The sequence below is a fragment of the Pseudoalteromonas sp. TAE56 genome, assembly GCF_000497955.1.
Lineage (GTDB): Bacteria > Pseudomonadota > Gammaproteobacteria > Enterobacterales > Alteromonadaceae > Pseudoalteromonas.
In genome coordinates this window covers 79,490-102,228 of record NZ_AUTN01000138.1, presented here as the reverse complement: position 1 = coordinate 102,228, position 22,739 = coordinate 79,490, and the positions used below count along the sequence as shown (strand labels likewise).

At 40.3% G+C, this 22,739-nt stretch carries 23 protein-coding genes; 14 read left to right on the top strand and 9 right to left on the bottom strand.

Annotated elements, in window-relative coordinates; all coding sequences use genetic code 11:
• Positions 1–7 precede the first annotated feature (7 nt).
• Positions 8–1,513, top strand: coding sequence for a glycerol-3-phosphate dehydrogenase (glpD, locus tag L656_RS0116755; RefSeq protein WP_024600060.1), 1,506 nt, complete (start codon positions 8–10; stop codon positions 1,511–1,513).
• 79 nt (positions 1,514–1,592) lie between these two features.
• Here glpD and L656_RS0116750 read toward each other — a convergent pair whose 3' ends face one another.
• Both L656_RS0116750 and L656_RS0116745 read right to left on the bottom strand, forming a co-directional pair.
• On the bottom strand, positions 1,593–2,543 hold the full coding sequence (locus L656_RS0116750; RefSeq protein ID WP_024600059.1) for a 2-dehydro-3-deoxygalactonokinase: 951 nt from the start codon (positions 2,541–2,543) through the stop codon (positions 1,593–1,595).
• Between the two features lie 3 nt (positions 2,544–2,546).
• Positions 2,547–3,242: an SDR family NAD(P)-dependent oxidoreductase gene (locus L656_RS0116745; RefSeq protein ID WP_024600058.1), complete on the bottom strand. Its 696-nt coding sequence runs from the start codon at positions 3,240–3,242 to the stop codon at positions 2,547–2,549.
• 199 nt (positions 3,243–3,441) lie between these two features.
• Between L656_RS0116745 and L656_RS0116740 the strand changes: the two genes are divergently transcribed.
• On the top strand, positions 3,442–4,143 hold the full coding sequence (locus tag L656_RS0116740; protein WP_007580047.1) for a FadR/GntR family transcriptional regulator: 702 nt from the start codon (positions 3,442–3,444) through the stop codon (positions 4,141–4,143).
• A gap of 385 nt (positions 4,144–4,528) precedes the next feature.
• Here the strand turns inward: L656_RS0116740 and accC are convergent, their stop codons facing one another.
• From accC to cutA, 5 genes are all read right to left on the bottom strand, one after another.
• Positions 4,529–5,869 carry an acetyl-CoA carboxylase biotin carboxylase subunit gene (gene accC, locus L656_RS0116735; RefSeq protein WP_007580045.1) on the bottom strand — a complete coding sequence of 447 codons (1,341 nt, stop codon included), beginning with the start codon at positions 5,867–5,869 and terminating at the stop codon, positions 4,529–4,531.
• 26 nt (positions 5,870–5,895) lie between these two features.
• Entirely contained in the window at positions 5,896–6,357 is a 462-nt protein-coding gene (accB, locus tag L656_RS0116730) for an acetyl-CoA carboxylase biotin carboxyl carrier protein (protein WP_024600057.1), read from the bottom strand.
• 40 nt (positions 6,358–6,397) lie between these two features.
• Positions 6,398–6,850 carry a type II 3-dehydroquinate dehydratase gene (gene aroQ, locus L656_RS0116725; RefSeq protein WP_024600056.1) on the bottom strand — a complete coding sequence of 151 codons (453 nt, stop codon included), beginning with the start codon at positions 6,848–6,850 and terminating at the stop codon, positions 6,398–6,400.
• A 228-nt stretch (positions 6,851–7,078) separates the two neighbouring features.
• Positions 7,079–8,914, bottom strand: coding sequence for a protein-disulfide reductase DsbD (locus L656_RS0116720; RefSeq protein ID WP_024600055.1), 1,836 nt, complete (start codon positions 8,912–8,914; stop codon positions 7,079–7,081).
• A complete protein-coding gene (gene cutA, locus L656_RS0116715) occupies positions 8,914–9,234 on the bottom strand; it encodes a divalent-cation tolerance protein CutA (protein WP_007580036.1) in 321 nt (106 codons plus the stop codon). Before cutA ends, L656_RS0116720 begins: the two co-directional genes overlap by 1 nt.
• A 178-nt stretch (positions 9,235–9,412) precedes the next feature.
• Here cutA and L656_RS0116710 point away from each other — a divergent pair, with 178 nt between their 5' ends.
• The 5 genes from L656_RS0116710 (at position 9,413) to L656_RS0116690 (ending at position 12,940) form a co-directional block, all read left to right on the top strand.
• Entirely contained in the window at positions 9,413–9,889 is a 477-nt protein-coding gene (locus tag L656_RS0116710) for an FxsA family protein (RefSeq protein ID WP_007580034.1), read from the top strand.
• 110 nt (positions 9,890–9,999) lie between these two features.
• On the top strand, positions 10,000–10,287 hold the full coding sequence (locus L656_RS0116705; protein WP_007580032.1) for a co-chaperone GroES: 288 nt from the start codon (positions 10,000–10,002) through the stop codon (positions 10,285–10,287).
• 48 nt (positions 10,288–10,335) lie between these two features.
• On the top strand, positions 10,336–11,982 hold the full coding sequence (gene groL / locus L656_RS0116700) for a chaperonin GroEL (protein WP_007580030.1): 1,647 nt from the start codon (positions 10,336–10,338) through the stop codon (positions 11,980–11,982).
• Between the two features lie 136 nt (positions 11,983–12,118).
• Entirely contained in the window at positions 12,119–12,400 is a 282-nt protein-coding gene (locus tag L656_RS01000000122375; protein ID WP_024600054.1) for a hypothetical protein, read from the top strand.
• A gap of 93 nt (positions 12,401–12,493) precedes the next feature.
• Positions 12,494–12,940, top strand: coding sequence for a VOC family protein (locus L656_RS0116690; protein WP_024600053.1), 447 nt, complete (start codon positions 12,494–12,496; stop codon positions 12,938–12,940).
• Between the two features lie 16 nt (positions 12,941–12,956).
• On the opposite strand, the gene L656_RS0116685 is transcribed toward L656_RS0116690, so the two are convergent.
• Positions 12,957–14,438, bottom strand: a complete 1,482-nt coding sequence (locus L656_RS0116685) for a bifunctional ADP-dependent NAD(P)H-hydrate dehydratase/NAD(P)H-hydrate epimerase (RefSeq protein WP_024600052.1) — start codon at positions 14,436–14,438, stop codon at positions 12,957–12,959.
• Between the two features lie 248 nt (positions 14,439–14,686).
• Between L656_RS0116685 and gmk the strand changes: the two genes are divergently transcribed.
• The 5 genes from gmk (at position 14,687) to L656_RS0116660 (ending at position 20,304) form a co-directional block, all read left to right on the top strand.
• Complete coding sequence (gene gmk, locus L656_RS0116680) at positions 14,687–15,307, top strand: guanylate kinase (protein WP_024600051.1); 621 nt, start codon at positions 14,687–14,689, stop codon at positions 15,305–15,307.
• Positions 15,308–15,432: 125 nt separating this feature from the next.
• Complete coding sequence (gene rpoZ, locus L656_RS0116675) at positions 15,433–15,708, top strand: DNA-directed RNA polymerase subunit omega (protein WP_002958829.1); 276 nt, start codon at positions 15,433–15,435, stop codon at positions 15,706–15,708.
• 325 nt (positions 15,709–16,033) lie between these two features.
• Positions 16,034–18,139 (top strand): bifunctional GTP diphosphokinase/guanosine-3',5'-bis pyrophosphate 3'-pyrophosphohydrolase, encoded by a 2,106-nt coding sequence (gene spoT / locus L656_RS0116670; protein WP_024600050.1) that lies wholly within the window; start codon positions 16,034–16,036, stop codon positions 18,137–18,139.
• 12 nt (positions 18,140–18,151) lie between these two features.
• Positions 18,152–18,544 carry a RidA family protein gene (locus L656_RS0116665; RefSeq protein WP_024600049.1) on the top strand — a complete coding sequence of 131 codons (393 nt, stop codon included), beginning with the start codon at positions 18,152–18,154 and terminating at the stop codon, positions 18,542–18,544.
• A gap of 152 nt (positions 18,545–18,696) precedes the next feature.
• Positions 18,697–20,304 carry a DUF342 domain-containing protein gene (locus L656_RS0116660; protein ID WP_024600048.1) on the top strand — a complete coding sequence of 536 codons (1,608 nt, stop codon included), beginning with the start codon at positions 18,697–18,699 and terminating at the stop codon, positions 20,302–20,304.
• 40 nt (positions 20,305–20,344) lie between these two features.
• Here the strand turns inward: L656_RS0116660 and asnA are convergent, their stop codons facing one another.
• On the bottom strand, positions 20,345–21,340 hold the full coding sequence (asnA, locus tag L656_RS0116655) for an aspartate--ammonia ligase (protein ID WP_024600047.1): 996 nt from the start codon (positions 21,338–21,340) through the stop codon (positions 20,345–20,347).
• Between the two features lie 197 nt (positions 21,341–21,537).
• Between asnA and asnC the strand changes: the two genes are divergently transcribed.
• Together asnC and trmH are read left to right on the top strand one after the other, a co-directional pair.
• The gene (asnC, locus tag L656_RS0116650; RefSeq protein WP_002958822.1) at positions 21,538–21,996 is read left to right on the top strand and encodes a transcriptional regulator AsnC; all 459 of its coding nucleotides are present in this window, start codon (positions 21,538–21,540) and stop codon (positions 21,994–21,996) included.
• A gap of 41 nt (positions 21,997–22,037) precedes the next feature.
• Positions 22,038–22,724 carry a tRNA (guanosine(18)-2'-O)-methyltransferase TrmH gene (trmH, locus tag L656_RS0116645; protein WP_024600046.1) on the top strand — a complete coding sequence of 229 codons (687 nt, stop codon included), beginning with the start codon at positions 22,038–22,040 and terminating at the stop codon, positions 22,722–22,724.
• Positions 22,725–22,739: the final 15 nt, after the last annotated feature.

Genomic DNA, 22,739 nt, shown 5'->3' with positions numbered 1-22,739 from the left:
TAGCTCGGTGGAATTAGCAGATAACGAATATGACTTACTAGTCATCGGTGGCGGTGTAAACGGCACTGGAATAGCAGCTGATGCAGCAGGCAGAGGATTAAAAGTACTCTTGTGCGAACAATCAGACCTTGCCTGTGCAACATCTTCAAACAGTTCTAAGCTGATCCACGGTGGTCTGCGCTACCTTGAGCACTACGAATTTAGATTAGTAAAAGAAGCCTTAGCCGAGCGTGAAGTGCTACTTAAAAATGCACCTCACATTATGTGGCCACTTACTTTTAGATTGCCGCATCAAAAGCATCTACGCCCTGCATGGATGATTCGCATTGGTTTGTTTATGTATGACAACCTAGCAAAGCGCGAAACACTAGCGGGTTCTCGAAGCATCAAGTTTGGCGAAAATAGCGTACTAGAACCTTCTATTACCAAAGGTTTTGAATACTCAGATGGCTGGGTTGATGACTCTCGCTTAGTCGTTTTAAATGCCTTAGCAGCGCAGCAAAAAGGCGCCGTTATTACCACGCAAACTAAGTGTGTAAATGCCAAACGCGAGCAAGGTAAGTGGCAGGTAACGCTTGAGCAGCAAAAAAGTAAAGCTAAATACAGCATTTCTGCCAAAGGTATTGTTAACGCTGCGGGCCCTTGGGTTGCTAAATTATTTGATGAAGCGCTAGCAGAAAAGTCGCCACAAAATATTCGCCTTGTGAAAGGCAGCCACATTGTGGTGCCGCGCATTCACGATGAGAAGCAAGCTTACATTTTACAAAATAAAGATCAGCGTATTGTATTTGTTATTCCGTTTGAAGATGACTTCTCACTTGTTGGCACAACCGATGTAGAACACACAGGTGAAGCGCAAGACGTTAAAATTAGTGATGAAGAAATCGATTACTTAATTGATATTACTAACAGTTACTTTAAAAACCATATTAAACGCGAAGATATAGTACATACCTTCTCGGGTGTACGCCCATTACTTGATGACGAATCAGTTAATGCACAAGCCGTTACTCGCGATTATAAATTAGAGCTTTCGAGTGACGCCAAGCAAACACCACTATTGAGTGTGTTTGGTGGAAAAATTACTACTTATCGTAAACTCGCCGAAGCTGCAGTTAATAAGCTTGAAGAATTTTACCCACAAATGAGCGAAGCGTGGACTAAGCACAGCTCACTCCCTGGTGGCGATTTTAGCTCTGTAGAAGCTCTTAAATCAGAGCTAAAAGCGAAATATGAATGGCTACCTGAAATAACACTTAAACGCTTTGTGCGCACTTACGGTACTCGCGCTAAAATTATACTAGGTAGTGCAACTGGACTGAGTGATTTAGGCCAAGATTTTGGCCATGGTTTATTTGCAGCAGAAGTAAATTACTTGCTAAATGAAGAGTGGGCAGAAAACGCATACAATATTTTATGGCGTCGTAGTAAATTAGGACTACGTTTTAATGAGGCACAAGTTGCTACGCTTAATGATTATATTGAGCAAAGCAAAGCGGCTAAAATTGCTTAATAACCGCTAAAGTAATTGGCTGTTGTAGTCCTAAAAACTTCCCGTGCAACCCCTTTATAATTGATTATTATAGAGGGGTTTATTTTTTTGACTCTAAATTAAATAAATAATTAAAGCCACTTAGCGTGGCAGTTTTAATATCAAACTCAACACACTTAACACCAATTTGCTTAAGTGCTGTGGTAAAACACATATTAAGTTGTTTTGTACCAATCACCACAACTTGTGTATCACTCAATAATTGCCACTCGCTTGCATGGCGAGCTGCTCGTACATCGCTCCCTATTAATACGCCCGACAAATAGGCTTTTGCTTGTACTGGTGTTAGCTCCTTTGAAAGCTGGCGGGTACGCACACTAAAAATACCATGTGCCAAGTTACCGCTATCACTACCTAAAGTTAGCTCGCAGCCTTGCTCAAATGCTTTAAAGTCAAACTCACCTTCTGCGCAGTCGTTAGGAATTAAAACACTTTGATGACATAACAAATCATATAACTCGCCGGTCATGGCTGTTTTAAAGCAAATGATTTCGCCATTATTTATAAGCACCCATTTGGTATGTGTGCCAGGCAAACATAATAATATTTTACCTTGTTGATACTCTGGATTTTGTTTTAAAAACCCTAAAATTTGCAGCTCTTCGCCGCGCATTACATCAAATAAGCTATTTTGCAGCGTACACTTTGTGCCGGGTAACGCTTTAATAGTATGCCCATCGCAATCAAAACTAACCGCAGCATTAAGTAACCCCTCAGGATTAATTGGGCACTCTAAATAAGGCGTTTCGTGCCAGCCAATACTTGAGGTAATTTGCCCGGCAATATAAACGGGTAAACTACCATATTCTTGCTTCCACACCGCAATGGTGTCAATTAAGGTTTGCTCAAAATTTTGATTCGCCTTAACAACTCCTGGGCCATCACGCTGTGCTAGTAACTTAAGTGTTGATTGCGCATGTACTTCGCACAAATAAGCACGTAAATGGCTCGTGCCCCAGTCAACAGCAATAAAAAGAGATGAATTAGCCAAGCTTTAAAGCCTCCCACCGTCGATTTTAATACTCTGCCCGGTGATCATACTGCTTTCATCGGCGGCTAAAAAGAGTGCCAAATTAGCAACATCTTCAGGTGTTACTAATTTTTTAAGCGCCATGGCTTCCATCCACTTAACTTGCTCTTCTTCGGTAAACCAACTTGCTAGTTGACGGTCGGTAGCAACCCATCCAGGTAAAATAGCGTTAACGCGAATACCGAACTCGCCGTAATNTGGCTGGCCCATAATCGCGTTAATAGAGCTAAAGTTAATGATACTGCCGGCTCCATCGCCTTTCATAAAAGACATAGCAACTTGAGAAGCAAAAAATGCAGGGTTTAAGTTTATTTGTAAGCACTGATCCCAATCTTGCACGGTAACGTCTTCGCTCGCTTGCCGGCGGTCGTTCGCTACATTATTAACTAGTACATTAATAGCACCAAAAGCGGCGCATGCATCCACAAGTGATTGCTGAAGTGCATGAGAGTCAGTTACATCAACTTGCCTATACCATAGTTTTGCATTGGGTAAATCACGAATAAGCGATTGCGCTGCCTTATCATCAATATCTATAAATGCTACTTTTGCATTTTGGTTTACAAAGGACTTAACCATTGCTCTGCCGATGCCTGATGCACCACCAGTAATAAAAATAACTTTACCAGAAAGACTATGATATTGAGCGAGGGTGTTCAAATTCAACTCTCCATACAGCGCATTTTCAATTTCATTTAAACTCTTTATAAACTTATACTTACACTATAAAGAGCCAAACTAAGCTGTTATTGCTGTGTTAAAATATTTAGCTAATTAAAAGTTTATATCATATCCTTGAGTACATTAATATGATATATGATATATAATAAAGCAATATATCAACTCGGAATCCTGCGCAATGAAAAGCCAACCCCGTCAAAATTTAACACAACAATTAACCCACGATTTGGGTTTTGCTATTGTGCGTGGTGTTTACCCTGTAAGCGAAGGCCTGCCTTCTGAAGCCGATTTATGTATAAAATATGATGTAAGTCGCAGCGCCACCCGCGAAGCGGTAAAAATGCTCTCAGCTAAAGGATTAATTTCTTCTCGTCCTAAGCAAGGTATTCGTGTATTACCTGAAAGCAGCTGGAACATGTTTGATACCGACGTACTACGTTGGATTTTAAGCAGTAAGCCATCACTGTCATTATTAAAAGAGTTTACTCAAGTACGTGTTGCCCTCGAACCACAAGCGGCCGCGCTTGCTGCACTAAATGCAACTGCAGAACAACTCGCTGAAATTGATAACGCTTTAGCCCGTATGGCTGAAGCAGACGAAGGCTTAGACGATCCACTAGAAGCTGACATTGCTTTTCATACCAGCATATTAGTTGCCAGTAACAATCGCTTTTTTGTGCAGTTAACTGAGTTTATTAGTACAGCCCTTAGAGTAAGTATTCGTTATACAAACCACATTAAAGGTGTACCGGGCGCAGACGTTGCTAAGCACGCTGATATTTTAGAGACCATAAAGTCACGCGACCCTGAACGCGCTAAAAAAGCAGTAGAAACAATTTTAGAAGAAGCACTGCAGTTAATTGAATCTAAATTAGTTTAATGTTAGTTCAACATATTGTATAAATATTGAGTCCATCGAATTTACTCTTTGCAGTATATTTTATGGACTTTTTTATTACCTATAAGGCTTAATACCAATCCGCAATAATACTTAATCATTTTATACTTAATCATTTTGCGGGGCTAAACGCGTCGCTACCTGCGTTAAAAAATTCTCATTTAAAACAAATAAATAGCGAATTTTTTGCCTAGCTAGCAACACGTTTTTCCGCCCTCAAAATAGATCATTTAATTAAGCGAATTGATATAAATTACAGGCATTAAAAAATCCGATATCAGTCTCCTGATATCGGATTTTTAATTATTTAAATCAGATTAACAACTCTGGTTATTAACTGAGATAAAACGCCTTTTGCAGGCTAGAATTACAATCCTAATTTCTTCTCAAGATAGTGGATGTTAGTACCACCATTTTGGAAGTTTTCATCTGCAAGAATTCTCTTATGCAAAGGAGTATTAGTTTTAATTCCGTCAATTACTAGCTCGTTAAGTGCATTGCGCGCGCGGGCAATAGCTACGTCACGGTTTTCACCGTAAGTAATTAACTTACCAATCATTGAATCATAATGTGGTGGAACCGTGTAGTCAGCGTAAATATGGCTGTCCCAACGAATACCTAAACCACCTGCTGGATGGAAACGTGTAATTTTACCCGGTGACGGGATAAACGTTTCAGGATCTTCAGCATTAATACGACACTCAATAGCATGACCACGAATAACAACGTCGTCTTGAGTGAATGATAACGGCTGACCCGCTGCAATTTTTAACTGCTCTTTCACTAAATCGATACCAGTAACCATTTCAGTTACAGGGTGTTCAACCTGAATACGTGTATTCATTTCGATGAAGTAAAACTCGCCGTTTTCGTATAAAAACTCAAACGTACCTGCACCGCGGTATCCAATTTCGATACATGCACGTGTACAGCGCTCGCCAATGAATTTACGCGTTTCAGCAGTAATTCCTGGTGCTGGCGCTTCTTCAACTACTTTTTGGTGACGACGTTGCATAGAACAATCACGTTCACCTAAATGCACTGCATTACCTTGGCCGTCTGCTAATACTTGGACTTCGATATGGCGTGGATTTTCAAGGAATTTTTCCATGTAAACCATGCTATTACCAAAGAATTGCTTAGCTTCTTGCTGTGTTAATGCAATTGAATCAATAAGTTCAGATTCGCTGCGAACAACACGCATACCACGACCACCACCGCCACCAGCGGCTTTGATGATTACCGGGTAACCGATACGCTTAGCGATTTGCATGTTACGTTCTTTATCATCTGATACCGGACCGTCTGAGCCTGGTACACATGGAACACCTGCTTTACGCATTGCTGCGATAGCAGACACTTTATCACCCATAAGGCGAATAGTGTCGCCACGAGGACCGATAAATACAAAACCACTTTGCTCAACTTGGTCGGCAAAATCAGCATTTTCTGCAAGGAAACCGTAACCAGGATGAATCGCTACAGCGTCAGTTATTTCAGCCGCAGCAATAATGCGCGGAATATCTAAATAACTTTCAGTTGCTGATGGTCTACCAATACAGATGGTTTCATCTGCAAGCAATACATGCTTAAGATCGCGATCTGCCGTTGAATGCACAGCAACCGTTTTGATCCCAAGCTCTTTGCAGGCGCGCAATATACGAAGTGCAATTTCACCTCGGTTTGCAATGACTACTTTATCTAACATTAGAGTTGGCCTTTTAGGTTACGCTATTATTCAATGATGAATAGAGGTTGATCAAATTCTATTGGCTCGCCATTTTCAGCTAAGATAGCTCTTACTGTACCGGCTTTATCTGATTCAATTTGGTTCATCATTTTCATAGCTTCGATAATACAAAGTGTATCGCCAACTTTAACTTGCTGACCAACTTCTACATATGCTGGAGCTTCAGGAGACGCAGCAGAGTAAAAAGAACCAACCATTGGTGATTTAACTTGATGACCCGTAGGCTCAGCTGGTGCTGCTGCTTCAACAGCTACAGGNGGAGCCGCTGCAACTGGTGCTGCTGGCGCTGGTGCATATTGCTGTGGAGCAAATTGTGGGTAACCTGGGCCTGCACTCATGTTGTTACGGTTAATACGTACTGATTCTTCACCTTCAGTGATTTCTAGCTCAGCAATACCTGATTCTTCTACTAATTCGATAAGCTTCTTTATCTTGCGAATATCCATTACACGACCCGCCTGTAAGTTGTTTGTGTGTTAATTTAAATTAAATTGCGCTTTGCAACCGGTTAACAGCGGCGTTTAATGCTGCGTGATAACCCATTGCACCTAATCCACATATTACGCCTTGTGCCACATCAGAAAAATACGAATGATGACGAAAGGCTTCACGTGCGTGCACATTACTTAAGTGCACCTCAAAAAACGGAATATCAACACTCAGCAGTGCATCACGTAATGCGACGCTAGTATGCGTAAATGCAGCTGGATTGATAATTATGTAATCAACCGCTTGCCAAGCATTGTGAATGCGTTCAATGAGTGCTTGCTCACTATTACTTTGAAAATGCGTTAACTCAACATCTAGACTATCAGCGGCACTTGTTAGTTCGCTCATAATTTCACTTAGCGTTTGAAAACCGTATTTATCCGGTTCACGTTTGCCCAGCATGTTTAAATTTGGACCATTTATAACTAAAAGGTTAAATTTTGCAGCCATAATACGCGATATATCCTATAAGTAATGAGTTAAGCGGTTACTAACTAATTTTTCACTTTTAAGTAAGCAGAAAAAGCAATGTAGCAACAATTTCTCACGTTAACCAACTATTATAGTGATTTCGACGTAAATAGCAGCAAAATACTGGTCTTATCAGTGTCGTGGGTACAAATATAAGGGGAATTATGAAGGTGCCACTTAGACAATTCAAGTGGCACTATTGCACTATTATTGTGCGCTGGCGCGCACAACTGCTAGGTGTTTAGCAAAGTCCTCAGCATTTAAAAAGCCCGTTACGCGCTGCATACTAAGCTCTTGTCCTTGAGTGTTAAAAAACAAAATACTAGGTAAACCAAACACAGTGTACTCTTCCATTAGCTCAATTGTTTTATTATCACTTTCAGTTAAATCAATTTGAATAAGCTGATAATGGCTAAACTCACTTTGCACTTTGGCATCAGGAAAGGTGTAATGCTCAAACTCTTTACACGCCACACACCAGTCGGCATATAAATCGACCATAACCATTCGACCTTCGTCGTTTGCTTGTGCAACTGCTTCTTTTAGTTCTGCTAAATCAGCAACCTGTTTAAACTCATTATTTTGTGAGCTTACCTGTACTGTTTGTACTTGTACCGGCCAAAAGTAGTTTTTAGTTAACGTAAAGCCTGTAATAACTAATAGAGTTGCAGCAAACCATAATGCAGTTTTTAACTTGCTTTGTGTTTGGCTACTTTGCCAATGATGTAAGTACAGTGCTGTTGCTAATGCAAGCACACCTGCCATTAATAATATAATGTCGGCGCTCACTAGTCGCTCAAGTAATATAAGCGGCACTATTAACATCACAAAACCAAACAAGGTTTTAACTTGCTCCATCCAACCACCTGCTTTAGGCAGCAGTTTACCGCCAGATGTACCAAGTAATAAAAGTGGTAACCCCATACCTAAACTAAGCACGTACAGTGTTAAACCACCTACTAAATAATCACCACTTTGCGCTACAAATAAGAGCGCCGCCGACAGTGGCGCAGTAGTACAAGGTGATGCTATTAATCCCGAAAGTACACCCATTAAAAATACGCCAACGTAGTTGCCGCCTTTTTGGTTGTTACTTACTTGGGTTAGCTTGCTCATCATACTGCTTGGCAGTTTAATTTCGTACCAACCAAACATCGACATAGCGAGCAATACAAATAATAAACTAAAGCTGATTAACACAAATGGATGCTGTAAATACCCCTGCACTTGCCCACCAAGCGCAGCAACAACTAAGCCAAGCGCTGCATAGGTAACTGCCATACCTTGTATATATACAAACGACAACGCAAACGCTTTTTTAGTTGAAAGGTTTTGCTGACCCGCAATTAAGCTCGACAAAATTGGAAACATTGGGAATACGCATGGCGTAAAAGCAAGGCCTACACCAACAGCAAAAAATATGAGTAAATTAGTTACTAAGCTCTGACTGGCTAATTGCTCAGTAAAAGTCAGTTCTTTTTCGGTGTCATCTAAATTTGTTGTAGGTTCAGTAGTTGGCTCGTTGAGTGCTGCAAATGTACTTTGCGCTGTTGCCGCTTCATCGGTAGCGCTATTTTGATCTACATTTTTAATCTGTGCGCCACTAATTACACTAAGTGGGATACTAATCACTTCTGGTGGATAACAAAGCCCTGCTTTTGCACAGCCCTGATAGCGAACTTTAACAACCGCTCCCTCAGTAATATTACTTAACTTACTAACAACGCTCGCGGTATTAAAAAAGACTTCTGTTTTACCAAAAAATTCATCTTCAATAATTTCGCCACTACCAGAGTCACCTACTTGGATGTTTGCGCCCTTGGCAATGATTTCTATTTTCTTTTTATATAAATAATAGTCTGGCGCTATATCCCAACCTACAAACAAGGTGCTGCCTTGCTGATCAAAGTCAAATACAAACGCTTGGTCTACAGGTAAAAAAGTGTGTTGAGGAGGCCCAAGTAGATCACCAAGCACATTATTAGTCGCAGCCTTTACAGGTACGGTTAATAATGTAACCAACAATAAAAAGAAAAAACGCATTAATTCAGTACCTCGTCCATCCAATTAAAATACGCCAAATTTCCCGTAGAAACTTCTAAAACCTGAATCTCTGGCACTTCGTAGCTATGTAACTCTTTTATTGTTAGAAACACATCGTTCATTTTATCTGATTTCGTTTTTATAAGTAGCTTAGCCTCAGTTGCTTCTGCAACTTCGCCTTCCCACATATAAATAGAGCCCATGTTAGGTAAAATATTTACACAAGCAGCCAGTTTTTTTTCTACCAACGCCCTTGCAAGTGTGCGTGCTTCTGCTTCGTCTTTGCAGGTCGTAAAAATCATTTTAAAATGCGTAGTCATTATGAACCTATACTTATTGGACAGTGTCTATCATCATAGTATCTGATAGCCGATACAATGTGTAGACGCTAAAATATCAGTAAAATGACGATACCTATGCCCTAACCTTGAAAAGAGACCTCGTCACCCTCATTTATATTTCATCAACTCTTTTGAGTGTCATTATTTAGAGAGCGCTATGTTTAGATTTTTATTTGTGTTGTTTATTATCATCCCTATTATCGAAATCGCTTTGCTGATTCAAGTAAGCGACGTGATTGGCGGATTTGCAACAATTGCACTTGTGGTTATTACTGCGATTTTAGGTGCCAAAATGGTTAAAACACAGGGTATGGGTGCGCTGCAAAACGTACAAGCGCAAATGGCGCAAGGGCAAATGCCAGCCAAAGAATTATTTACCGGAATATGCGTTGTAATTGCAGGTGTATTACTCCTTACTCCTGGCATTATGACTGACGTATTTGGGCTACTATTATTAACCCCTGCAATTCGTAACAAATTGGCTGCAGGCCTTGCTAGCCAAGCAACTGTTAGAATGAGCGCAGGCATGCAACAAGGGCCATCGCCGTTTGCTGGGCAGCAACATGCTGAACGAGAGCAAGGGCAAATGGAACGACCAACCACTATTGATGGTGAATATGAGAGAAAAGATTAAAAATTTATCGTTTTTTCTCTTGGAATTTTTCACTCTACCCCCATTAATGAATGCAAATTAGAAAAGCTTTTTTCTGTACTGTTCAGAAACTGTTAGGAGAACTAAAAAACATGAACATTCGTCCTTTACAAGATCGCGTAATCGTTAAACGTCTAGAAGAAGAAACAAAATCTGCTGGCGGTATTGTATTAACTGGCTCTGCAGCTGAAAAATCAACTCGCGGAGAAGTTGTAGCCGTAGGTAATGGTCGCGTTTTAGAAAACGGTGACGTGAGAGCGTTAGAAGTTAAAGCCGGTGACACTGTGTTATTTGGCTCATATGTTGAAAAAGTTGAAAAGATCGAAGGTCAAGAGTACCTGATCATGCGTGAAGATAATATTTTAGGCATTGTAGGCTAAACCTACTTTTCGTTTATAAACATTTAAGAATTTAGAGGAATTTAAAACATGGCAGCAAAAGAAGTACTTTTTGCAGGTGACGCACGCGCTAAAATGCTAACTGGCGTAAACATCCTGGCAAACGCAGTAAAAGTTACATTAGGTCCTAAAGGCCGTAACGTTGTACTAGATAAATCATTTGGCTCACCAGTTATCACTAAAGATGGTGTATCTGTAGCAAAAGAAATCGAACTTGAAGACAAGTTTGAAAACATGGGCGCACAAATGGTTAAAGAAGTTGCATCTAAAGCAAATGATGCAGCCGGCGATGGTACAACTACCGCTACAGTACTTGCACAGTCTATTGTTAATGAAGGCCTTAAAGCTGTTGCAGCGGGTATGAACCCAATGGATCTTAAGCGCGGCATCGACAAAGCAGTTATTGCTGCTGTTGCAGAGCTTAAAGCGTTATCTGTTCCTTGTTCTGATACTAAAGCAATTGCACAAGTAGGTACTATTTCAGCTAACTCTGATAAAGAGATTGGCGACATCATTGCACAAGCAATGGAAAAAGTAGGCCGTAACAGTGGTGTTATTACTGTAGAAGAAGGTCAATCACTTGAAAACGAACTAGATGTTGTTGAAGGCATGCAGTTTGACCGTGGTTACTTATCTCCTTACTTTATCAACAGCCCAGAAAAAGGTACTGTTGAACTAGATAACCCATTTATTCTACTTGTAGATAAAAAAATATCTAACATCCGCGAATTATTACCAACATTAGAAGCGGTTGCTAAAGCAAGCAAACCACTACTAATCATCGCAGAAGACCTTGAAGGCGAAGCACTAGCTACATTAGTAGTTAATAACATGCGCGGTATTGTTAAAGTATCAGCAGTTAAAGCACCTGGTTTTGGCGACCGTCGTAAAGCAATGCTACAAGATATCGCTGTATTAACTGGCGGTACTGTTATTTCTGAAGAAATCGGCTTAGAGCTTGAAAAAGCAACAGTTGAAGACCTAGGTACAGCTAAGCGCGTAATTATCACTAAAGATGATACAACAATCATTGATGGTGCTGGTGAAGAAGCGGGTATTAGCGGTCGTGTTTCACAAATTAAAGCACAAATCGAAGAAGCAACATCAGACTACGATAAAGAGAAACTACAAGAGCGCATGGCTAAATTAGCTGGCGGTGTTGCAGTAATCAAAGTAGGTGCTGCTACTGAAATGGAAATGAAAGAGAAAAAAGACCGCGTTGAAGATGCATTAAATGCAACTCGTGCAGCGGTTGAAGAAGGCGTAGTACCTGGCGGCGGCGTTGCACTTGTACGTGCAGCTAGCAAACTGGTAGATTTAGTTGGCGACAACGAAGATCAAAACCACGGTATTAAAGTTGCACTTCGTGCAATGGAAGCACCACTTCGTCAAATCGTAACTAACGCTGGCGAAGAAGCATCAGTTGTAATTAACGCAGTTAAAGGCGGCGACGGTAACTTTGGTTACAACGCAGCAACTGGCGAATACAACGACATGATTGAAATGGGTATCCTAGATCCAACTAAAGTAACACGCTCTGCATTACAGTTTGCAGGGTCTATTGCGGGTCTAATGATCACTACTGAAGCAATGGTAGCTGAAATCCCAAAAGATGAAGCTGGTGGCGCTGATATGGGTGGCATGGGCGGAATGGGTGGTATGGGCGGAATGATGTGATAAACATCACCGTTTAAGCACCTCGCTTATATAAAAAACCAGCTTCGGCTGGTTTTTTGCTTTTTGGTATAAAAATCACTGATATTGTTTAATTTATACCCATATCTAAGTTACGTATAACTAAGATTTATATTAAATGGATTTATTAAGTAATAACACAATATTCATCTTCTTTGTTTTTGTTGCCCTTGTGACTGGGTTATTTTCATTCGTAGTTTGGGCTATGCTCAAAATGGTCACGTGGGGTAAAAGTATGTCTAAGGGGGCTTATTTATTTTTAGCATTCTTTCCGCTTATTTCTATTATTCCTATCCCACCGCCTACATACGAAAATGTACAAAAAGCTAAACAAGAGCAGCGTAAACGCAAAGAAGACTCAGGTGATCCACCCGATGATGAAGACGAACTCGTAAGTTAATTCATATTACATACTGCGGGCATATACCCTGCGTAATCGTTTACTAAATATGATAAAAAGCACATTTATTTAATAGTACGGAGTGAGCTAAACATGACTAACGTTCAACAGCATATCGGCAGCATTGCATTAGTTGTTAAGGACTACGACGATGCCATTGAGTTTTATACTCAAAAGCTCAACTTTGAGTTAGTCGAGGATACTGATTTAGGAGATGATAAACGCTGGGTGTTAATTTCACCTCCAAATTCAAACGGGGCTAATTCAAACGAGACTAATTCAAACGGGACTAATTCGAGCAGGACTAGTCTACTGCTTGCTAAAGCCACAACGCCCGAACAGATGAGCGCTATTGGTAATCAAACGGGTGGTCGCGTGTTTTTATTTTTGCATACCAATGACTTTTGGCGAGATTATAATTTAATGCTTTCTAAAAGCGTTACATTTAACGAAGAACCTCGAGTAGAACCCTATGGTACCGTCGTGGTTTTTGAAGATTTATATGGTACAAAATGGGATCTACTACAGCTTAATAATTAGCAAGATAAAGTGACGCTTAAACTCGCGTCACTTTATTAACTAACTCTCTTACAATTGGGAATAAATCACTGGGTAGCATTCCCCTTTGCCCATCTCGCTCACTTGCGATATCACCGGCTTTAGCGTGCAGTGTTACACCATAGCGTGCTGCTTCATCAATATTTAAACCTTGAGCAAGTAATGCACCAATAATACCGGTAAGTACATCGCCACTGCCGCCAACTGCCAATGCCGGGTTGCCATCTTCACATACCCACGTGTGCTGGGCATTATCTATTAATGTTCCTGCGCCTTTTAATACACAAGTCGCGTTATAGCGCTTGGCGCAAAGGCGGGCATAATTAAAACGATCAGATTCGATTTCGCTGGTGCTAACACTCAACAGTCTAGAGGCTTCGCCTGGATGTGGCGTAAGTACGCATTGCTCTAACGTATATGATGAAGCTTGCTTAACTAGTAAATTAAGGGCATCTGCATCTATAACCAATGGCATTTTATTGTTTTGGCAATATTGCATTACTTCATCGAATGTTTGCTGTGCCCATTCGTCTTGCCCAAGCCCTGGGCCAATAACAGCGCAGCTTGCCCACTCTAGCGCTTGATGTAAGTTATTACTGCTCACCATAAGTTCTGGTCTGCCAATGCTAATAGGCGTTATTGAGCTTTCGTGTGTATACACTCTTACCATGCCAGCACCCGTTCTAAGAGCTGCTTCACTACTTAACCTAATTGCACCTGCAGTACCTTGATTGCCACCAACACATAAAAGTTTACCGTGGCTTCCTTTGTGACTATTGATTGCTCGCGTGGCTATTCCTTTAAAGCTATTGAAATTGACAAGGGTTCCTGAAGATTGCGCTATACAAGTAAATGCATCGCCAATTGCTAAATCATCAAATACTAACTTACCGCTATATTGTTTACCTGCAGTCGTTGTGAGCCCTTGCTTTATACCCACAAAGGTAACGGTTGAAGTCGCTTGTACAGCGCACCCTAAAGGCTGCCCTGTATTAGCCTCAATGCCTGATGGAATATCAATGCTTATTACGGGCTTACCACTGTTATTTACAGCCTTAATTATATTCGCAAAGTTATCACGCACTGCGCTTTTAAGCCCAGTACCAAGGAGAGCATCAATAACGATATTGCACTCATTAAGGGCATCTTTTGTAAAATGAGAAACGAGCCCACCCGCCTCAATCCATAACTGCTGCGCTTTTGCTGCATCACCGGTTAATACTTTATTAGGCTCAGCTGCGCATACTGTTACCTTTTTACCTGATTGCATAATAAGCCTAGCTACAACGTAACCGTCTCCAGCGTTGTTACCATGGCCAACAATGACTAATGTATGCCGTGCATCAAATAACTGCCACTGCTTATATACAGCCTCGCCTGCACGCTGCATTAGGGTAAATAAATCACAATGACTATTTTTAGCCGCTAAAGCTTCATTGTCTCTTACTTGTTGTGCGGTAAATAAGGTTTTATTAAGCATAAAGGCTCCTTTACTAGGTGATACTTCACCTTATCAAATACTTATATCTAGCGGCTAGTTCTGTTGACAATTTTAAACTGCAATTTTATTTAAAATCTAACTTAGCAAAATACGCCCAAGCCAATTTGGGCATGACCAACATGAGCATGACTAACTTGAGCAAGGTGAGCTAATTAAAGTACAATGCAGTTAATTAAAGGCTTGGCTTACTTGTAACCCAGGCCTGTTTATTTTTAGGTAGAGAAAAAATGGCACAAACTCGCGGTAACTTATTTATTTTGTCAGCCCCTTCTGGTGCTGGTAAATCAAGCTTAATCAATGCGTTATTAAAAAAACACGCTGACATGAAAGTATCTGTATCACATACAACTCGCGCCCCTCGCCCAGGTGAAGAAAATGGCGTGCATTATCACTTTGTATCTACAGACGAATTTAAAGCGCTTATTGCCAAAGATGACTTTTTTGAATGGGCTCAAGTATTCGATAATTACTACGGCACATCAAAGCAAGCTATTGAGTCGCAACTTGATGCAGGTATTGATGTGTTTTTAGATATTGATTGGCAAGGCGCTCAGCAAGTGCGCAAAATTATGCCAAGCGTACAAACTATTTTTATTCTACCGCCTTCAAAAGAAGAATTAGAGCAACGCTTAAATAACCGTGGCCAAGATTCGGCTGAAGTTATTGCCTCTCGTATGGCAAAAGCACAATCTGAAACATCACATTATAACGAATACGACTTTGTAATTGTTAATGATGACTTTGAGAGCGCACTTGCCGACATAGAAACAATTGTAATGGCTCAGCGCTTAACGCTAAAAACCCAAGAAGATCGTCATCAAGTTTTACTAAATAGTCTGCTTAAATAATTTAAGCCTACTTAAATTAGGCTTAGGCAAGTAAAACTGATAAAAATTGAACACTGGCTATTGGCGAAAGTGGCTCCTTGGAGTAAACTACGCCTTTGCTTTTAAATTATTTTTGGAGTGCTGTGATGGCCCGCGTAACAGTTGAAGATGCAGTAGATGCAGTTGGTAATCGTTTTGACTTAATTTTAGTTGCGGCTCGTCGTGCCCGCCAAATTGCTGTTGGTGGTAAAACTCCACTAGTAGACCCTGAAAACGATAAGCCAACGGTAGTTGCTTTACGTGAAATTGAATTAGGTTTAGTTGATAGCTCTTCAATGGACTTAATTGACCGTGAAGAACAACAACACCAAGAAGCAGCAGAATTAGCTGCTGTTGCTGCCATTGTTGGTGGCAACCAATAATCGACCTCCCGGTCTGATTTAGCCAACGGCGCAGTATTTCTACTATAGCCGTTGGCAATCCTTTCATTTCATCGTATATTCGTAACTTACCTAATTTGCTTCACTAGGGCTGTCTATCTTTCGAGGTTAAATTTGCAGTAGTATGCTTGCATAAATGCCAAACATGAGCTGCCCAAAGGGTTCTGCCTAGGGGCAATTTACTCTTTGTTGCTCGATTTTTACTTAGCTCGCTAGGCTAAAAACCTCGCGCCGCGATTAAATCGCCCTTAGATTGAACAAATTTTAATCCTGAAAGGTCAACAGGCCCTAGAACATTGGAGTGTGAATGTATCTTTTTGAAGGTCTTAAAAAGAAAATTTCAGAATACTTGCCCGCTGCTGATGTAGAGCTGGTTCAAAAATCTTACGTGGTAGCCCGAGAGGCCCATGAAGGACAAACTCGCTCAAGTGGCGAACCTTATATTACTCATCCTGTTGAAGTAACCCAAATTCTTGCAGGCATGCATCTTGACCATGAAACGCTCATGGCCGCGCTAATGCACGATGTAATTGAAGATACTGATTTTAGCCAACAAGATTTAGCCGAAATTTTTGGCGAAACAGTGGCAGAACTCGTTGAAGGTGTAAGTAAGCTCGATAAACTTAGCTTTAAAGATAAAAAAGAATTCCAAGCCGAAAACTACCGTAAAATGATTATGGCAATGACTCAGGATATTCGAGTTATTTTAATCAAGCTTGCTGATAGAACACACAACATGCGTACCTTAGGGGCACTGCGCCCAGATAAGCGCCGCAGAATAGCACGTGAAACGCTTGAAATTTACGCGCCAATAGCAAACCGTTTAGGTATCCACGATATTAAAAATGAGCTTGAAGACTTAGGTTTTCAAGCTTTATATCCTATGCGTCATCGCGCACTTAAATCTGAAGTAGCAAAAGCACGTGGTAATCGCAAAGAAGTTATCACTAATATCCAACACGAAATAGAAGCACGTCTTGAAGAGTCAGGCATTAAAGCGACTGTGTCAGGCCGTGAGAAACATTTATATAGTATTTATAAAAAAATGCTTAATAAAGAACTGCTATTTAACGAAGTTATGGATATTTACGCGTTTAGAATTGCAGTTGATTCTATGGATACGTGTTATCGCGTATTAGGTGTGGCTCATAGTCTTTATAAGCCTATAGAAACACGCTTTAAAGATTATATTGCAGTACCAAAAACTAACGGTTACCAATCGCTTCATACTTCATTAGTTGGCCCACACGGAATACCTGTTGAGATTCAGATTCGTACTCACGATATGGATCAGATGGCCGACAAAGGTGTAGCGGCGCACTGGATGTATAAAAAATCAGGTGATGGTGCAGGTAATACTTCGCAGCAACGTGCTCGCCAATGGATGCAAAGCTTATTAGAGCTTCAGCAAAGTGCGGGTTCATCGTTTGAATTTATTGAAAATGTAAAAACTGAGCTATTCCCAGAAGAAATTTACGTATTTACACCTGATGGTCGTATTGTTGAGCTACCAATGGGCGCTACCGCAGTCGATTTTGCGTATGCAGTTCATACTGATGTAGGCAACACTTGTGTAGGCGCACGCGTTAATCGCAAGCCACATCCTTTAAGTAGGCCGTTAGATACAGGGCAAACCATAGAGATAATAACAAGCTCAGGTGCCCACCCTAATGCAACATGGCTAAACTTTATTGTTACTGGTAAAGCACGCTTAGGTGTTCGTAATTACCTTAGAAGCCAGCATCATGAAGAAGCTATGCTTTTAGGGCGTCGTTTACTTGATTCGGCATTAGGCGAAAACAAACTAGATAGTATTGCTGATGAAAATATAGCGAGAGTACTTGAAGAACACGAACTCTCCACAGTTTTAGAGTTGTTGGTAGAAATTGGCTCTGGTAACTTAATGAGCATGTTAATTGCCAAGCGCTTATTGCAAAATGACAATGACGATTTAACTGATATAACAAACCAAGCCAAAGCGACCATTATTGGTACTGAAGGTATGTTAGTGAATTACTCTAAGTGCTGCCGACCTGTACCAGGTGATGCCATTACAGCTCACATAAGCCAAGGTAAAGGCCTGACTGTTCACCGCCAAGAATGTAAAAACATTCGTGGTTGGGAAAATGAGCGCTCTAAATACTTAGTTGTAAAATGGGACGATAGCCCAGAAAAAGAATATATTGCAGCTCTGAGAGTTGAAATTATTAACCATCAAGGCGCGTTAGCTAAGCTAACCAATGTTGTTGCTACAACCCAAGCCAATATTGTAGAAATTGCCACTGATGAAAAAGAAAGTAATTTATACGTGATAGATTTAGGGGTTACCGTTAAAAACCGTATCCACGTTGCCAACATTATGCGCCGCATTCGCGTTATGCCTGATGTGCAAAAAGTCTATCGTAAAAAATAAAATAGGAAACACATGAATAAAGCATTTATCTCTACCGACAAAGCACCTGCAGCTATTGGCACTTACAGCCAAGCAGTTAAAGTAGGTACCGCTGTTTATTTATCTGGTCAAATTCCACTAGTTCCAGAAACGATGGAAATGATTTCAGAAGACTTTAGCGAACAAACGCATCAAGTATTTAAAAATATTACTGCGGTATGTGAAGAAGCAGGCGGAAAAATCCAAGACTTAGTTAAAATCAATATTTACCTAACAGATCTATCTAACTTCGCCACTGTAAATGAAGTAATGAGCCAATACTTTAAACAACCTTACCCAGCGAGAGCTGCATTAGGTGTTCGTGCACTCCCAAAAGGTGCACAAGTTGAAATAGACGGAATAATGGAATTACCTTCTACCAATTAAGTATTACAGGCTATAGAGCTTCTCTATAGCCTTTATTTTCTCGCTCCGCACTTCGTTTTCTCTGACTTCTTGACTCAAATGTAAATTTCTAGCAATCTGTAGTTGTGTTTTAAAAAACAAACTTAACTTAAGTAGTAAAAAAGGATTAACTCGTGTTTAAGCTTGCCAACAATGGAAATGTTTTACTTGATGTAAAAGAACATATTCCTCCCAGCGCTGCATTTATTTTAGAGGCTCTCGAAAAGTCAGCTTTTTGCGACTGTAAAATAGATCATGACGCTATTAATGATTTTTTTAAAAACGAAAACACACAACAAACTCTGGTTGTAGCAACAAAACACAATGCCACTTTAAATGTAACAATTAGCGACGATAAAATGCTGGCCATTGGCGAGCTAACGCTTGCCCAAGGTGGAAAGTTATTAAGCTTAGAAGATGCAAAAAAACAACTCGTTAAAGCAGGTATTGTGCGTGGGTATAAACAAGCTTTTTTAGAACAGCTGCTACAAAAACAATCTGAACACTCTGCGGGATCTGTAGTTAAGGGGATATTAGCTAAAGGTAGACTCCCAAGCGATGGTTTAGCCACTAAACTAATAACAACGGTAGAAACTTTAAAAGATCGTTTAAAAGCGCCCAAACTCAAAGAAGACGGCAGTGTGGACATGCGCGACTTTGGCAAGCTTGCAAGCGTAGAGCCTGGCTCTGTGCTTATACGCCAACAACCAGCAACTCCCGGTAAAGAAGGATTTACCGTAATAGGTGACATACTGCCTGCAAAACCCGGAGAAAATAAACAATTAGTGGCTGGCGAAGGCACTGAAATATCAAAAATGAATCCGCTTGAGTTAGTCTCTACCATTGCTGGTGTTCCGGTTGAAATTAATAATGGCATGCGTGTCGACGATATTTTTACCATTTCAGATGTAAATGTAAAAAGCGGCCATATTGACTTTCAAGGCAGTGTTATTGTTACTCGCAATATAGACCCAGGGATGAAAGTAACTGCCAAAGGCGATATTACTATATTTGGCACGGTTGAATCTGGCGAGCTTACCGCCGGCGGAAACATCACTGTTAAACAAGGTATTATTGGCCATCAAAAAGTGGATAGTAAATCACTTTCTTGCAAACTAATTTCGCTGGGTGATATTCATGTATCTCACTCACAGTATTGCTATCTAGAAGCAAATAATATTTTTATTGAGCGTCAAACAAGCCATTGTGTCATGAAAGCTAAGCGTTTACTGCAAGTAGGCCAACCAGACTTACCTAAGGGTAAAATATTTGGTGGCGAAATACTTGATGCAACAACTCTCATTGCTGGCGAAATAGGGAATGAATCAGGCGCTAAAATGATTATTAACCTAGCGGCTTCGGGCGCCGAAATAACAGCGGATACTGATAATTGCTTTAAAGACTTAGCTAAAACAGATGCACAATTAGATACGCTTCAAGCAGCGCTAGAAAAAACTGATTTAGTGAAGGATGCCGAAAAGAAGAAAATATTAATCACCAAAATTGGCGCTACTCAAAAACATTATTGTGAGCAAGCAGAGCTATTAGAAAAACGTCTTTCAAACTTAGATCACGACTTGCACGATTTACTTAGCGACGCTAAGTTAGCGGTAAATTCTGTTTTGCATTCAGGTGTAGAAATTCATATTTTTGATAAAGTGCTAAAAACAATCCGTAATTACCCTCCGTGCAACGTTAAACTTTTGAATAACAAAATTGAAATAGAGTTTAAAACAAGCTAAGAACAGAGTGCTCTATTGAGCACTCAAATTAATTCATGTTTTAAAGTAAACCACTTACCTCAACATGTGTTTGCTGCGGCCATACACCCACTTGTACTTGACCAATATGCTGCTTTTGTAGCAATAGCATCGCTAAGCGCGACTGCCCTATTCCACCGCCAATTGTTTGCGGGAATTTACTTTGTAGTAGCGCTTTATGCCAATCAAACTCTAAACGGTCTTCATCTCCAGTTGTACTTAACTGTGCTTTTAAAACTTCAGGGCTTACACGTATACCCATTGATGATATTTCAAATGCATCTTCAAGCACTGGGTTCCATACTAAAATATCGCCATTTAAACCCATATATTGATCGCATGTTGGTGTAGACCAATCATCGTAATCTGGGGCTCTTACATCATGGATTTTGCCATCTCCAAGCGCGCCACCTATACCAATTAAAAATACAGCACCATATTCTTGTGCAATGGCTTTTTCGCGTTGCTTAGCACTAAAGTCAGGATACATTTTACGTAGCTCCTCACTGTGCACAAACTTAATATCGTCCGGTAAAAAAGGCGTTAAACCATAAGACTCACTTACAAAAGCTTCCGTCTCTTTTATCCCTTTATAAATAGACTGAACAGTTTGCTTTAGTGTTGCCAGCGAACGCTCTGTCGTTTCGCTAATTACTTTTTCCCAATCCCACTGATCAACATATACAGAATGAATAGGACTTAATGAATCTTCATCTGGGCGCAAGGCCTTCATTTGAGTGTAAATACCCTCACCAACACCAAAGCCATAAGTAGCCAGTGTTTTACGTTTCCACTTAGCCAGTGAATGCACCACTTCGTAGCGGCTATCTGTAATCGCTTTCACATTTACAGCAACTGCGTTTTCATGGCCGCTTAAGTTATCTTGCGTGCCGTCGCCAACCTTAGCCAAAATTGGGGCTTGAACCTCAACCAGCCCAAGTTGGGTTTCTAGTTGTTGTGAAAAAAATTGCTTAACTTTACTTATTTGCTGCTGTTGCTGCACATAGTGTGAACTCATAATAATTGGCCTCATTCCCAGTTATTGTTACTTGCTTAATTGATAAAAAGCGCTCTAACTAGCCCCCTTAATGAAGTTAATGTAACGATTTAAAGGATTAATTCAATATCCCATAACAAAAATAGCCTTAATATATAAAAATCATTAATTAAGTGGTATAAAAACCATATATTCGATAATTTTATGAGAAAAATATAATGGAAAATTATTTAATCGATAATCTCGATAAACAGATACTTCATGCGTTAATGGCAAATGCCCGTACTGCGTACGCCGAATTAGCAAAAAGATTTAATGTAAGCGCGGGGACAATTCACGTAAGAATTGAAAAAATGAAGCAAGCAGGGATCATTACAGGCACCCAATTAACGATTAATACTAAACAGCTAGGCTACGATGTGTGTTGCTTTATAGGTATTAATTTAAATAACGCACGTGATTATCCACAAACACTTATAAAGCTAGAAGCATTGGAGGAAGTGGTAGAGGCTTATTACACAACAGGTAACTACAGTATATTTATAAAAGTAATGACAAAATCCATTGATCACTTACAAGATGTGCTGATTAATAAAATACAGGCCATAGAAGCAATCCAATCAACAGAAACACTTATTTCTCTACAAAACCCAATTAGCCGTACGGTAATGCCTTAACTGTAAAAATCTCGTATAATTGCCGAAAAAAGAGGATAACCATGCAGCAAACTCGCTATCAAAGAATCGAAGACGTACTTTCGCGCCGTCAAACAGACTTAACCGTGTGCTTAGAAGACGTGCATAAACACCATAACTTATCGGCAATAGTACGAAGTGCTGATGCGGTTGGTTGCCATCACGTACATGCTGTATGGCCTGAAAAACAAAAATGGCTAACAAACAATACCTCGGGTGGCAGTAAAAACTGGCTAGAGACGCACCTGCATAGAAATATTGATGATGCTGTAGTGGCAATGCGTGAAAGCAATCCAGAAATACAAATATTAGCAACTCATCTATCAGAAGATGCCGTTGATTTTAGAGAAGTAGATTACACTAAGCCAACTGCAATTATTGTTGGACAAGAAAAAACAGGGATATCAGAAAAAGCCCTAGAATATGCCGATCAAAATATTATTATTCCAATGCAAGGCATGGTGCAATCGCTAAATGTTTCGGTTGCTGCTGCGCTAATATTGTTTGAAGCACAGCGCCAACGAGAGCTGGCTGGTTTATATAATAGAGATATGCTGAGCGCCGAAGTTAAGCACCCACTTTACTTTGAAGGCTGCCATCCTATTATCGCAAGGCAGTGCAAGCAAAAAAAATTACCTTACCCTGCACTTGACGAAAACGGCGAAATCGTCGCTGATGAGCAATTTTGGCAAGCTTTAAAACATACTTGATGGACTAAAGCTCTG